Source organism: Streptomyces sp. NPDC002851 (assembly GCF_053591935.1).
This window is the reverse complement of record NZ_JBSFUT010000019.1, coordinates 100,016-114,049: the sequence shown is the minus strand read 5'-3', so window position 1 is coordinate 114,049 and position 14,034 is coordinate 100,016. Positions and strand designations below refer to the sequence as shown.

11 protein-coding genes are annotated in these 14,034 nt (G+C 71.6%); 10 read left to right on the top strand and 1 reads right to left on the bottom strand.

What is annotated here, in order from left to right; translation table 11 throughout:
* Nucleotides 1–220 precede the first annotated feature (220 nt).
* The 9 genes from ACWD10_RS21310 to ACWD10_RS21270 all read left to right on the top strand — a co-directional run bounded on the left by ACWD10_RS21310 (nucleotide 221) and on the right by ACWD10_RS21270 (nucleotide 12,370).
* Complete coding sequence (locus ACWD10_RS21310) at nucleotides 221–4,363, top strand: HAMP domain-containing protein (protein WP_451093284.1); 4,143 nt, start codon at nucleotides 221–223, stop codon at nucleotides 4,361–4,363.
* A gap of 41 nt (nucleotides 4,364–4,404) precedes the next feature.
* Nucleotides 4,405–4,932 (top strand): response regulator, encoded by a 528-nt coding sequence (locus ACWD10_RS21305; protein WP_451093282.1) that lies wholly within the window; start codon nucleotides 4,405–4,407, stop codon nucleotides 4,930–4,932.
* Nucleotides 4,933–4,946: 14 nt separating this feature from the next.
* Nucleotides 4,947–5,681: a hypothetical protein gene (locus ACWD10_RS21300; RefSeq protein ID WP_451093203.1), complete on the top strand. Its 735-nt coding sequence runs from the start codon at nucleotides 4,947–4,949 to the stop codon at nucleotides 5,679–5,681.
* A 34-nt stretch (nucleotides 5,682–5,715) separates the two neighbouring features.
* Complete coding sequence (locus tag ACWD10_RS21295; RefSeq protein WP_451093201.1) at nucleotides 5,716–7,248, top strand: oxidoreductase; 1,533 nt, start codon at nucleotides 5,716–5,718, stop codon at nucleotides 7,246–7,248.
* A gap of 160 nt (nucleotides 7,249–7,408) precedes the next feature.
* On the top strand, nucleotides 7,409–8,791 hold the full coding sequence (egtA, locus tag ACWD10_RS21290; RefSeq protein WP_451093199.1) for an ergothioneine biosynthesis glutamate--cysteine ligase EgtA: 1,383 nt from the start codon (nucleotides 7,409–7,411) through the stop codon (nucleotides 8,789–8,791).
* The gene (gene egtB, locus ACWD10_RS21285; protein WP_451093197.1) at nucleotides 8,788–10,179 is read left to right on the top strand and encodes an ergothioneine biosynthesis protein EgtB; all 1,392 of its coding nucleotides are present in this window, start codon (nucleotides 8,788–8,790) and stop codon (nucleotides 10,177–10,179) included. The genes egtA and egtB overlap by 4 nt, the downstream gene beginning before the upstream one ends.
* Complete coding sequence (gene egtC / locus ACWD10_RS21280) at nucleotides 10,179–11,024, top strand: ergothioneine biosynthesis protein EgtC (RefSeq protein ID WP_451093195.1); 846 nt, start codon at nucleotides 10,179–10,181, stop codon at nucleotides 11,022–11,024. Before egtB ends, egtC begins: the two co-directional genes overlap by 1 nt.
* Nucleotides 11,021–11,992, top strand: a complete 972-nt coding sequence (gene egtD / locus ACWD10_RS21275; protein ID WP_451093193.1) for an L-histidine N(alpha)-methyltransferase — start codon at nucleotides 11,021–11,023, stop codon at nucleotides 11,990–11,992. The genes egtC and egtD overlap by 4 nt, the downstream gene beginning before the upstream one ends.
* A 156-nt stretch (nucleotides 11,993–12,148) precedes the next feature.
* Nucleotides 12,149–12,370: a dodecin gene (locus ACWD10_RS21270; protein ID WP_451093191.1), complete on the top strand. Its 222-nt coding sequence runs from the start codon at nucleotides 12,149–12,151 to the stop codon at nucleotides 12,368–12,370.
* Between the two features lie 3 nt (nucleotides 12,371–12,373).
* Here the strand turns inward: ACWD10_RS21270 and ACWD10_RS21265 are convergent, their stop codons facing one another.
* The gene (locus ACWD10_RS21265; protein ID WP_451093189.1) at nucleotides 12,374–12,871 is read right to left on the bottom strand and encodes a phosphatase domain-containing protein; all 498 of its coding nucleotides are present in this window, start codon (nucleotides 12,869–12,871) and stop codon (nucleotides 12,374–12,376) included.
* Between the two features lie 112 nt (nucleotides 12,872–12,983).
* Here ACWD10_RS21265 and ACWD10_RS21260 point away from each other — a divergent pair, with 112 nt between their 5' ends.
* A complete protein-coding gene (locus tag ACWD10_RS21260) occupies nucleotides 12,984–14,018 on the top strand; it encodes an LLM class flavin-dependent oxidoreductase (protein WP_451093188.1) in 1,035 nt (344 codons plus the stop codon).
* Nucleotides 14,019–14,034: the final 16 nt, after the last annotated feature.

Genomic DNA, 14,034 nt, shown 5'->3' with positions numbered 1-14,034 from the left:
AGCTCGATGAATGTAGTCTAAATCGCACTAGAAGGATCAATACTCGCTTATTGCGGACATTGCGCGATTGAGGATTTTCGCCATGAAACGTGAGCTGGACCAGCTCGACAGTCCTCCCCGCGCGCCACACTCCGAAGAGGCCGCTTCCGAAGAAGCCGCGGGATCCACCCGAGATGATCAGGTGCTGCGCGCGGCCGAATTGAGGCCGCTGCTCGCGACGATGAATGCCGTCCGTGACGGCGATTTCACCGTACGCGCGGATGGTGCGTACGAGGGGGTGGCCGCGGAGCTGGCGGAGGTGTTCAACCAGATCGTCACGCGGAACGCGCATATGGCCGCAGAGCTCCAGCGGGTACGCCAGGAAGTGATCCGGCAGGGCCACCTCGACGAGCGGCTCACGGCCAGCCCCGGCCACGGTGCCTGGACCACGAGCGTGGACGCGGCCAACTCGCTGCTCGAAGCCCTGGTCGTACCGCTCGGGAACGCCACACGCGTCCTGGACGCGGTCACGGACGGCGATCTGACCCAGCGGGTCGAACTGCACGACGGAAAGCGCCAGCTCCGCGGCGATCTGCGCCGCCTGGGGCGTGGGGTGAACCGCATGGTGGACCAGCTCTCGCTGTTCACCGGCGAGGTGACCCGGGTCGCCCGCGAGGTCGGCACCGAGGGACGCCTGGGCGAGCGGGCGAAGGTGCAGGGCCTTTCCGGCGACTGGCGTTATGTGACCGAGGCCGTCAATGCGATGGCCTCGCGGCTTACCGCCCAGGTCCGCGATATCGCGGTGGTCACGACCGCGGTCGCCCAGGGCGATCTGACCCAGCACGTCACGGTCGAGGCGACCGGTGAGCTCCTTGAGCTGAAGCTCACCGTGAACACCATGGTCGACCAGCTGCGCGCCTTCGCCGACGAGGTCACGCGCGTGGCCCGCGAGGTCGGCACCGAGGGCGAGTTGGGCGGCCGGGCCCATGTGCCGGGCGTATCCGGCGTCTGGAAGGGCCTCACCGACAACGTCAACTTCATGGCCTCCAACCTCACTTCACAGGTACGCAACATCGCCCAGGTCACCACGGCGGTCGCCAACGGCGATCTGAGCCAGAAGATCACGGTGGCCGCGCGCGGCGAGATCCTGGAGCTGAAGTCCACGATCAACACCATGGTCGACCAGCTCTCCGCCTTCGCCGACGAAGTCACCCGCGTCGCCCGCGAAGTCGGCACCGAAGGCAACCTCGGCGGCCGGGCTCAGGTCCGCGGCGTATCCGGCGTCTGGAAGGAGCTCACGGACAACGTCAACTTCATGGCATCCAACCTCACTTCACAGGTACGCAACATCGCCCAGGTCGCCACCGCCGTCGCCCAGGGCGACCTCGGCAAGACGATCACGGTCGAGGCGAAAGGCGAGATCCTGGAGCTCAAGTCGACCATCAACACCATGGTCGACCAGCTCTCCGCCTTCGCCGACGAAGTCACCCGCGTCGCCCGCGAAGTCGGCACCGAAGGCAACCTCGGCGGTCAGGCGCAGGTCCGCGGCGTATCCGGGGTCTGGAAGGAGCTCACGGACAACGTCAACTTCATGGCCTCCAACCTCACTTCACAGGTACGCAACATCGCCCAGGTCACCACGGCCGTCGCCGACGGCGATCTGTCGAAGAAGATCACGGTGGATGCCCGGGGCGAGATCCAGCAGCTGAAGGACACCGTGAACACCATGGTCGACCAGCTGCGCGCCTTCGCCGACGAGGTCACCCGTGTGGCCCGCGAGGTCGGCACCGAGGGCCGGCTCGGTGGCCAGGCGCACGTCCGTGGCGTCTCCGGCGTGTGGGAGGACCTCACGGAGAACGTCAACTTCATGGCGGACAACCTGACGTCGCAGGTACGCAATATCGCCCAGGTCGCCACCGCCGTCGCCCAGGGCGACCTGTCGAAGAAGATCGACGTGGATGCGCGCGGCGAGATTCTGGAGCTGAAGACGACCATCAACACGATGGTCGACACGCTCTCCTCGTTCTCCTCCGAGGTGACCCGGGTGGCCCGCGAGGTGGGCAGCGAGGGGCAGTTGGGCGGCCAGGCCCGGGTCGAGGCCGTCTACGGCACCTGGAAGCGGCTGACCACCAGCGTCAACGAGCTGGCCTCCAACCTCACCACCCAGGTACGCGCCATCGCCGAGGTGGCCAGCGCGGTCACGCAGGGCGACATGTCGCGCTCCATCACGGTCGAGGCGCAGGGCGAGGTCGCCGAGCTGAAGGACAACATCAACCTCATGGTGTCCAACCTCCGCGAGACCACCCGCGCCAAGGACTGGCTGGAGTCCAACCTGGCCCGCATGGCCGCCCTCATGCAGGGCAAGCGCGATCTGGTGGAGGTCGCGGGGCTGATCCTCAGCGAGCTGACCCCGCTGGTGAACGCGCAGTTCGGCGCGTTCTTCCTGGCCGAACCCGGCGCGCGCCCGGGCGAGGACCTCCAGTTCATCGCCGGGTACGGCACCGACCAGGCGGGCGGCGGAAGCCCGCTCCCCGGCACCGGAACCCCGGGCCGCGGCCTGATCGCCCAGGCGGCCAAGGAAAAGAAGCGCATCCTCGTCCTCAATGCCCCGCGGGACTACATCACCATAAACTCCGGGCTCGGCGCGGCGCTCCCCGCCAACATTGTCATCGTGCCGATCCTCTTCGAGGGCAAGCTGCTCGGAGTGATCGAGCTGGCATCGCTGAGCAGGTTCAGCGATGTGCACCTGGCCTTCATCGACCAGTTCGCCCACACGATCGGCGTCTCGTTCAACACGATCATCGCCAACTCGCGTACGGAATCGCTGCTTTCGGAGTCCCAGCGGCTCACCGCCGAGCTGCGTGAGCGCTCCGAGGAGCTCCAGCGCTCCAACGCCGCGCTCGAGGAGAAGGCGGCCCTGCTCGCGACCGCTTCGCAGTACAAGTCGGAGTTCCTGGCGAACATGTCGCACGAGCTGCGTACTCCGCTGAACTCGCTGCTCATCCTCGCCCGGCTGCTCGCCGACAACCCCGACGGTCATCTCTCCGAGCAGGACGTGCAGTTCGCCGCCACGATCCACCGCTCGGGTTCCGATCTGCTCCAGCTGATCACCGACATCCTCGACCTGTCGAAGATCGAGGCGGGCCGGATGGACGTACACCCCCGAGAGCTGTCCCTGAGCAGGCTGCTCAAGTATGTGGACGCGACGTTCCGGCCGCTCACCGTCGACCGCGGCCTCGACTTCGAGATCACCGTCGACGACGATGTGCCGCAGGAGCTGTACTCCGACGAGCAGCGCCTCCAGCAGGTCCTGCGCAATCTGTTGTCCAACGCGGTGAAGTTCACCCACTCCGGTGGGGTGGAGCTGCGCGTCGAGCGGGTGCCGGGCGAGGACTTCACGCTGGAAACGCTACGGAACGCGGAAGCGGTCCTCGCGTTCCACGTCAAGGACACCGGGATCGGCATCTCCCCCGACAAACTCCCGGTGGTCTTCGAGGCGTTCAAGCAGGCCGACGGCACCACCAATCGCAAGTACGGCGGCACCGGTCTGGGCCTGTCCATCAGCCGGGAGATCGCCGGGATGCTCGGCGGCCAGATCGTCGCCGAGAGCCAGGCCGGCGTCGGCTCCCGGTTCACCCTCTACATTCCGTCGCGCCACCCGGGCGGTCCCGTACCGACCACGGAAACACCGGCCGCTGCCCAGGAAGCGGAACCGGGCGGTACGACTGCCGGGGCGACCGTCGGCACGGTCGAGAGCGCGAAGATCCTGTCCCCGGCGGTCGCCCCGCCCGTGGAAGACGACCTGACCCCGCAGGATCTGGTCCCGGACACCCTCGAGTGGCCGGACGACCTGGTCGGCGCGGCGGCCGCAAGGGAGACCGAGCCGCGCGAGGACACCTGGCCGCAGACGACCCGGCTCAAGGAGTGGCTCAGCGGCCGCCCCGGACGCATCCTGGCCGGGCGCCGCATCCTCATCATCGACGACGACATCCGCAACGTCTTCGCTCTGACGCATGTACTCGGCCGGGTCGGCATCACCGTGAAGTACGCGGAGAACGGCCGCGAGGGCCTGGAGGTCCTCCAGCGCACCCCCGACGTATCCGTGGTCCTGATGGACATCATGATGCCCGAGATGGACGGCTACGAGACCATCCGCGCCATCCGCAGCACCCCCCGCCTCGCCCACCTCCCGATCATCGCGCTGACCGCCAAGGCCATGCCCGGAGACCGCGAGAAGGCGATCGACAGCGGCGCCAACGACTACGTCTCCAAACCCGTGGACATCGACCGCCTGTTGTCGGTGATCTGCGCTCTGCTCGACCCGCGGGACGACGACGCGGCGGCGACGGACGACGGCGGCGAACCGACGAGGGGCCTGCCGTGAACCCCGTACCGGACCAGTGCAGCATCCTCATCGTCGACGACATGGAGGAGAACCTGGTCGCGCTGGAGGCCGTACTCGGCCCGCTCCACCAGAAACTGGTCCGCGCGCGCTCGGGCGAGGAAGCCCTGAAAGCGATGCTGCGGCAGGAGTTCGCGGTGGTGCTCCTCGACATCGTCATGCCGGGCATGGACGGCTTCGAGACCGCCGCCACCATCAAACGTCTCGACCAGACCAAGGACGTTCCGATCATCCTGGTGACCGGCATGAACCCCGACGCGGACTACGCCTACCGGGGCTACGCGGTCGGCGCCGCGGACTTCCTGGCCAAGCCCATCGACCCCTGGGTGCTACGGACCAAGGTCAACGTCTTCCTCGATCTCTATCGCAAGAACCGCCGCTTGGAGGCGGCCGCGGCGGGACCGCGGAGCGAGGAACGCCTCACGGAGATCACCCAGGAACTCACCGAGATCGAGCGGCTCCTGCGCACCGGACCCGCCCCCGACACCGCGGCCCTCGCCCAGCGCATCTCAGAGGTGGGCCGCTCCGTGGAAAGCCTGCGAGGAAGATAAGGTCCGCCCCGTACATGACACAGCAGGACGGGGAGGGGCGGGCCATGGCGAAGACCGTATGGCTACAGGGTCCAAGGACGACGAGCAACAAGAAGGACCAGCCTCAGGACGGCCAGGTACGCCACCGGATATACGCCACGGACGCCACCCCCGAGGCCCGCGGCGGCACCGAGCCGCTCGCCTACGCGGAACGCACCCTGCCGCAGGGCGGCGTCGAGGAGTACCGCAAGTCCCGACGCGACGGCATCCGGGCCTTCACACTGTGGGCCGACCCCTACCGGCAGCGGGCCTTCGCCCACGTCATCACCAAGTCGGCGGCCAAGGGACAGCACGCGACGTACGAGATCCTGGGCGCGGCCGGAGAGCCGCTGGCCTCCGTCACGCGGGAACCGGCCCGGGGCGGCGCCAGGACCCGCTGGACCGTGCAGCAGACCGCAGCCCCGGCCGTCACCGGCCGCAAGGGCCGCCTGTTCTGGTGGTGGGTGTGGTGGCTGATCTCACCGATCCAACTCGCCATCGCCGTAGCCAGCTTGATCGGCGGCGACGGCGACGTCGCGCGCATGCCGCGCCGCACGAAATGGCTCCACGACGGGCAGCCGGTCCTTGACTGGGCGAGCGGCGGCGCCGACGTCCACCTCACGGTCGCGGCCGACTGGTGGGACCCGCGCGTGACGGCCGGACTCGTCGCCCTCCTCAAGAGCTACGACGGTACGTTCGGCAGCTCCTGGGACGAGCGCAAGGACGCCTGAACAGCACCGGACCGGCGGATCGTAGCCTGTACGGGTGTGGAGCGCCGATGAACTGACCGAGCCCGAACGGGCGTTGTGGGACGCCTTTCCCCAAGGCCGCCTGGTGGACCTGAGGTCCGGGGTGGACGCCGACGACGATCCGGGCGGCGGCGCCGGGTGGGGGGACGGGCGTACGGTACGGGCCGCGGTCATTGCGGCGCTGCTGCTCGGGGCGGAACCGGCCCTACCCGGGGCCGTTGCCTCGCTGCGCCTTTCCGGGGCGCGGATCACCGGGCGGCTCGACCTCGACGGCGCCGAGGTCGGCTCACTGCTCCGGCTTGAGCACTGCCACTTCGAGGAGCCGGTGCGGCTGTACGGGGCCACGACGCGGACCATACGGATCACGGACAGCCACCTGCCCGGCCTGGACGCGACCCTCGCCCGGATCGAGGGGCGTCTCGTCCTGGAGCGCTCCGTTCTCACCGGCCGCCTGGCCCTGGTCAACGCCCGGATCGGCGGGGAGCTCGGCCTCGACGGGGCGCGCCTGTCCGCCGAGGCAGACAGCCGCAGCGGCCACGCCCTGTTCGCCGGGGGCCTCGCCGTGGAGGGCAGCGTCTTCGCCACGCGGGGGTTCCGGGCGGAGGGCGGCGTGCGGCTCATCGGCGCGGAGATCAGCGGCGCGCTCCGGCTGGACGGTGCCCGTCTGGACAACCCAGGTGGCCTCGCACTCAACCTGTCCCATGTGACGACCACTTCCGTGTTCCTGTCCGACGGGTTCACGGCGGTCGGGGCGGTACGGCTCCAGGGCGCGCGGATATCCGACCAGCTCACGTTCGACGGGGCCACCCTGCGCCACGACTCCGGCACCGCCGTGAATGGCCTGCGCCTACAGGCGGAGGAGGTGAGGTTCACCCCGGCCGCGCCGACCGGCGGGGCCGTCGACCTGCGTGGGGCCCGGGTCGGCACGCTGCACGACCGGGCCGACGCCTGGCCCCGCGAGCTGCGGCTCGAAGGGTTCGCGTACGACATGCTGCGCTCGGACGACGACGGCGACGTCGGCGATGTGCCCACGACGGGCGAGGGATCGCGCCCGCAGGACGTGGCCAAGCGCCTCGCCTGGCTGCGTCACAACCCGGGGTACGCCCCGCAGCCGTACGAGCAACTCGCCGCCTGGTACCGGCAGATCGGGCACGATGACGCTGCCCGCCGGGTGCTCCTGGAGAAGCAGCGGCGGCGCCGCAGGACGCTCCGGCCGACCGGACGCGCCTGGGGGTGGCTGCTCGACGTCACCGTCGGTTACGGCTACCGGCCGTGGCTGGCCGGGCTGTGGCTGCTCGCCCTGACACTGCTCGGGACGCTGGCCTTCAGCCTCGGGACGCCGACGCGCCGGAAGCCCGACGAGGGCGGTCCGTTCCACCCCCTCGTGTACACCGTCGACGTGCTGTTCCCCATCGGCGACTTCGGGCAGCGCAGCGCCTGGTACTTGGCCGGGTCCGCGCAGTGGCTCGCGTATCTCTTCATGGCCCTCGGCTGGCTCCTGACGACCGCCGTCGTCGCCGGGGTGTCCCGGGCGCTGAGCAGGAACTGAGCCCGCGGCGCGCAGCCGGGACGCGGCCGGGGCGGAGCTGACGGGCGCGTTGCCGCGGGGCAAACTTTGCCCTCGCACCGCGGAGGCCCTCTTGTGGTGGCGGGTGCGGACGGTCTTGGGTTGACTGTTGGTGTGCCGTACCACCGAAGGGAACGTCACCATGAAGACCGACGAGAGCGGGCCCGGGCCCGGCAGTCAGGAGCCCGACTGTCCCCCGCCCGGCCGCCTTGGACCCGCTGACATCGTGCCCGAGGCCGAGCTCGAGGCCCTGGTGCACGGGATCTGCTTCAAGACCGGCCCGCCCCGCAGCCTCGGCGTCGAACTCGAATGGCTCGTCCACGCCTTACACGCCCCCGACGACCCCGTCCCCGACGACCGGCACGCCGCGGCCACCGCCGCCCTCCGTGCCCTCCCGCTGCGTTCGGCGCTCACCGTCGAACCCGGCGGCCAGCTGGAGCTGAGCTCGCTGCCCGCCGCCTCGCTCGCGGAGTGTGTCTCCGCCGTCTCCGCCGACCTCACCCGGGTCCGTGCCGCGCTCGACGACTTCGGGCTCGGCCTCACCGGTCTCGGCAAGGAGCCCTACCTCGCGCCCCGGCGCCGCCTCAAGGCCCCCCGGTACGACGCCATGGAGGCCTATCTGGACCGAGGCGGACCGGCGGGCCGGACCATGATGTGCGCCACCGCCTCCGTGCAGATCTGCGTCGACGCCGGGCACGAGGAGCCGGGCCCCCTCGGACACGCGCGCCGCTGGTGGCTCGCGCATGTGCTCGGCGCCGTGTTCGTGGCCGCGTTCGCCAACTCCCCGCTCGACGGCGGGCGTCCGACCGGCTGGCGCTCCACGCGGCAGGCCGTATGGGCGGCGATCGAGCCGGGGCGCAGCGCCGCGCCACCGGACGGAGCGGACCCACGGGCCGCCTGGGCGCGGCGGGTGCTCGACGCGCCGGTGATGTGCGTGCGCTCGGACACCGGACCGTGGCTGGTGCCCGAGGACGTGACGTTCCGGGAGTGGGTGCGCACCGGGCGGCCCCGGCCGCCGACCCGGGCGGACCTGGAGTACCACATGAGCACCCTGTTCCCGCCGGTACGGCCGCGCGGCCACCTGGAGCTGCGGATGATCGACGCGCAGCCCGGCGACGACGGCTGGCTGGTCCCCCTCGCGGTCACGGACGCCCTGTTCGACGACCCCGAGGCCGCGGAGACAGCGTACCGGGCGCTCAAGCCCCTCGCGCAGCGGGCGGCGGCCGGTGCGGACAGGGACGGTGCGGACAGGGACGGTGCGGATCCGGGCGGCGCGCTCGACGGTACGCCGCCCGCCGCGCCCCGCAGCGCCCTGTGGCTGGACGCCGCCCGGCACGGCCTGAGCGACCCCGAGCTGCGCGGGGCCGCGACCGACTGCTTCAGCGCCGCGCTCGACGCGCTGCCCCGGCGCGGGGCGCCGACCGCGGTACGGGACGCCGTGGGCGCGTATACCGACCGCTATGTGGCCCGGGGGCGCTGCCCCGCCGACGATCTGCTCGACCGAGTTCAGGGGAGGCACCCGTGACCGAGGACAACGCCGCGTACGACACCACCCAGGAGACCGCCTCCGCCCCGGACCCCGAGGCGCTGCACGAGCGCGCCCTGCACACCCTGACCGCCGCGCGCGAGCGCACCGGCACTCTCACCACCTGCGTCGACGACGCCGAACTCACCGCGCAGCACTCGCCGTTGATGTCCCCGCTCGTCTGGGACCTGGCCCATATCGGCAACCAGGAGGAGCAGTGGCTGCTCCGCGCGGTCGGCGGCCGCGCGCCCATGCGGCCCGAGATCGACCCGCTGTACGACGCCTTCGAGCACCCACGCGCCGAGCGGCCCGCGCTGCCGCTGCTTCCGCCCGCCGAGGCGCGGCACTACGCGGCCGAGGTGCGCGGCCGTGCCCTGGACGTGCTCGAGGGCAGCCCGCTGCGCGGCACGCCGCTGCTCGACGCCGGTTTCGCCTTCGGCATGATCGCGCAGCACGAGCAGCAGCACGACGAGACCATGCTCATCACCCACCAGCTGCGCCGCGGCCCGGCCGCCCTGACCGCGCCCGACCCGGCCGGGGTCACCGCGCCCTTGTCGCAGCCGGAAGTCCTCGTCCCCGGCGGCGCGTTCACCATGGGCACCTCCGTGGAGCCCTGGGCCCTGGACAACGAGCGGCCCGCGCACCCGCGCGACGTGCCCGCCTTCCGGATCGACACGGCGCCGGTGACCTGTGGGGCGTATCTCCGCTTCATCGAGGACGGCGGGTACGACGAGCCACGCTGGTGGCACCCGACGGGCTGGGACCACATCCGGCAGCACACGATCGGCGCCCCGCTGTTCTGGCGGAGCGAGGGCGGACAGTGGCTGCGGCGGCGGTTCGGCGTGACCGAGCCGGTGCCGCTCGACGAGCCCGTGCTGCATGTGAGTTGGTACGAGGCCGATGCCTATGCCCGCTGGGCGGGGCGCCGCCTGCCCACCGAGGCCGAGTGGGAGAAGGCCGCCCGCTGGGACCCGGCCACCGGCCACTCGCGCCGCTACCCGTGGGGCGACACGGACCCGGAGCCCGGCCACCACGCCAACCTCGGCCAGCGCCATCTGCGGCCCGCCCCGGCCGGTGCCTATCCGGCGGGCGAATCCCCGCTCGGCGTACGGCAGTTGATCGGCGACGTATGGGAGTGGACGGCGAGCGACTTCCTGCCCTACCCGGGGTTCGTGGCCTTCCCGTACCGCGAGTACTCGGAGGTGTTCTTCGGGCCGGACCACAAGGTGCTGCGCGGCGGCGCTTTCTCCGTCGACCCGGTGGCCTGCCGCGGCACGTTCCGGAACTGGGACTACCCGATCCGGCGGCAGATCTTCTCCGGCTTCCGCACGGCCGCGGACGCGACACCGGAAGAGGACCGGGCCTCTCGCACGGAGGTGCTGCGCTGATGTGCCGTCATCTCGCATTCGTGGGGCCGCCCGTGGCCCTGGAGGAGCTGCTCGTCCGGCCGCAGCACAGCCTGTTCCGGCAGTCCTGGGCGCCGCGCCTGCAGCGGTACGGCACCGTCAACGCCGATGGTTTCGGGGTCGGCTGGTACGCCGACGGGGACCCGGTTCCCGCCCGGTACCGGCGCGCGGGACCCATCTGGGCCGATCCGTCCTTCACCGATCTGGCCCGGGTGGTACGCACCGGGGCGCTGCTCGCCGCGGTGCGGGACGCGACCGTGGCGAGCGCCGACGGGGAGGCCGCGGCCGCACCATTCGCCTCCGGGCCCTGGCTGTTCAGCCACAATGGCGCCGTCACCGGATGGCCAGGATCCCTCGCCGGACTCGCGGCCGGGCTGCCACCGCAGGAACTGCTCGCCCTGGAGGCCCGCTGCGACGCGGCCCTCGTCTGGGCCCTGCTCCTGCACCGGCTGCGCGCCGGTCGGCCCGCGGGGCAGGCGCTCGCCGCGACGGTGCGCGAGGCCGCCGCGGCCGCCCCGGGGTCCCGGCTCAACCTGCTCCTCACCGACGGCGCCTCGATCACCGCCACGGCCTGGGGCGACACTCTCTGGTACCGCACCGGGCCGGAGCACGGAACGGTCGTCGCGTCCGAGCCGTACGACGACGATCCGCACTGGCGCGAAGTCCCGGACCGGACGCTCCTGGTGGCCGACCACACGCAGGTCCGCCTGTCCCCACTGGGCGACCACGGTCACATGGCCGCCACCGATCAGACCGCCACTGAACAGGCAGCCACGGATCAGGCCGCCCCCACCCACACCGCACACGTCAAGGAGTCCCTGGCTTGAGCCCGTCCGCACCTCTGCTCGTCACCCGCACCCTGCCCGAGGACGCCACCGACGCCGCGCTGCGCGCCGACGTGCTCGACGGCCTCACCCGGGCCCCCAAGACGCTGCCGCCCAAGTGGTTCTACGACGCCCGCGGCAGCGAGCTCTTCGAGGAGATCACCAGGCTCCCCGAGTACTACCCGACCCGCGCCGAGCGCGAGATCCTGCGCGCCCGCGCGCCCGAGATCGCGGCGGCGAGCGGCGCCCGCACCCTCGTGGAGCTGGGCTCCGGCTCGTCGGAGAAGACCCGGCACCTGCTCGACGCGCTGCCCGGCCTCGACACGTACCTCCCGGTGGACGTCAGCGAGAGCGCCCTCAGGCAGGCGGGCGAGGCGCTGCTCGCCGAGCGGCCCGGGCTCGCGGTGCACGCCCTGATCGCCGACTTCACCCGCGAACTGACCCTGCCCGAGGCGCCGGGCCCGCGCCTCGTCGCCTTCCTCGGCGGCACTCTCGGCAATCTGCTCCCGGCCGAGCGCGCGGAGTTCCTCACGTCGGTACGGTCCCTGCTCTCGCCCGGCGACGCGCTGCTGCTCGGCACCGACCTGGTCAAGGACCCGGCGACGCTGGTCGCGGCGTACGACGACGCGACGGGCGTGACGGCGGAGTTCAACAAGAACGTGCTGCGCGTCATCAACCGCGAGCTCCACGCCGACTTCGCGCCGGAGTCCTTCGACCACATCGCCCGCTGGGACGCCGAGCGGGAGTGGATCGAGATGCGGTTGCGCGCCCGCACCGCGCTCACCGTGAAGATCACCGAACTGGATCTCGTGGTGGACTTCGCGGCGGGTGAGGAACTGCGCACCGAGATCTCGGCGAAGTTCCGCGAGGACGGCGTACGGGCGGAGCTCAAGGCGGCGGGCCTGGAGCCGCGCCACTGGTGGACGGACACGGCGGGCCGCTTCGCGCTGTCCCTCTCGATGGTTCCGTAGGCCCGATAAGCCGCAGGAGAGGCGGGTCCGGGTCCGTGGCCGGTGCGACAGGTCGCGGACCCGGGGCCGCTGGGGCACGGTGGAGGAACGGAGCGAACCCGACGGAGCGCGTGCCGAGCGAGGAGCGCGTACCGAGCGAAAGGACGGCCCGCCGCCATGTCCAACCACACCTACCGGGTCACCGAGATCGTCGGCACCTCCCCCGACGGCGTCGACCAGGCCATCCGCAACGGCGTCAGCCGCGCCGCACAGACCATCCGTGGCCTGGACTGGTTCGAGGTGACGCAAGTACGCGGCTACATCGTGGACGGCGCCATCAACCACTACCAGGTCGGCCTGAAGGTCGGGTTCCGCCTGGAAGAGCCGCCGGAGGAGTAACGCTCAGGTGCGGCCCTCCCGCTCCTGGGCTTCCGTCAGCGCCTCGGACGGGGCCGCCCAGCGGGCGCGTATGACCGTGAAGCCCGCCGCGCTCACGGCGTCGCACACCAGCTCGTCGTCGTCCACGAGCATGCGCACCTCGCGCCCCGCGGCCAGTCGGCGCACCACCTCGAGCTTGGTCTGCCGGGCCGGGCGGCGGTCGTGGTCGCGACGCATCCAAAGGCGCCCGTCGGGCAGGCCCTGCTCCTTGAGCCAGGTACGGGTGTCGGACCGGCAGCGCTCCGGGCGCCCGGTCAGGTACTGGATCTCGCACTCGGCGGCGGTCTCCAGGAGCAGGGTTATCCCGGCCGCCAGGGGCGGGTCGTCGGGCGCCGCGGCGAAGAAGCCGTTCCAGTCGCGGGGCGTGCGCTCCAGGAAGTGCTGGCGGTGGGCGGTGTCGGCCAGGGTGTTGTCCAGATCGAAGAGCGCGAGGGGGCGGCGGCTTGGCGGCGAGTCGGACATGGCGCCCAGCGTACGGGGACACCTCATCCCCCCCGGACCCGCCCGGACTCCGCAGAACCGCCCCGAGCCCCCAGCTCGGGAATCCTCACCGCCCCACCGTGTTGAACCCCATGTGACTTCTGCGCCCCCGCCCTCCGACGTACTCGCCGCCACCCGGTTCTCCGTCCTCGACCGCTCCCGTACCCGCCAGGGCCAGGAGCACCCGCGGGCCCTGCGCGACACCGTGCGGTTCGCGCGGCAGGCCGAGGAGCTCGGCTACCACCGGTTCTGGGTCTCCGAGCACCACAGCGTGCCCGGCGTCGCCGGTTCCGCGCCCACCGTGCTCGCGGCCGCCGTGGCAGCCGCGACGAGCACGATCCGGGTGGGCACGGGCGGCGTGATGCTGCCCAACCACCAGCCGCTGGTCGTCGCCGAGCAGTTCGGCGTCCTGGAGTCGCTGTTCCCGGGCCGGATCGACCTGGGCCTGGGCCGCTCCGTGGGGTTCACGGGCGGGGTCCGCAAGGCGCTCGGGCGCGGCAAGGAGGACGCCGAGGACTTCGCGGACCAGCTCCGCGAGCTGCTCGGCTTCCTCACCGGCGAGCAGACCGCCCACCCCCAGGTGCACGCCCACCCCGCCGAGGGCCTGCGCATACCCCCGTACGTCCTGGCCACCGGCGAAGGCGCCGGCATCGCGGCGGACGCGGGGCTTCCGCTGGTCATCGGGGAGCTGCGCGGCCGGGACCGGATGCTGGCCGCGATCGACCGCTACCGGGACGGTTTCAAACCGTCCGTCTGGGCGGACGAGCCGTACGTCGTCGTGGCGGGCAATATCGCCGTGGCGGACACGGAGGAGCGGGCGCGGCGGCTCCTGATCCCCGAGGCGTGGTCCATGGCGTACTCGCGCACGCACGGCGTCTTCCCTCCCCTGGAATCGGTGACGGACACCGAGCGGCGCGACATGACCGCGAAGGAGCGGGAATTCTTCGAGGCCGGGCTGCGGGGGCACGTATACGGCACGGAGGAGCAGGTCGCCGCGGAACTCGCGGAGTTGATCACGGCGAGCGGCGCCGATGAAATCCTGGTCACGACGTCGACGTACGACCGCGCCGAGATGCTGGACTCCTACCGCGGGCTGGCCCGGACGGTGGGCCTGACCGCACGGCTCTAGAATCGTGGAGTTTGTC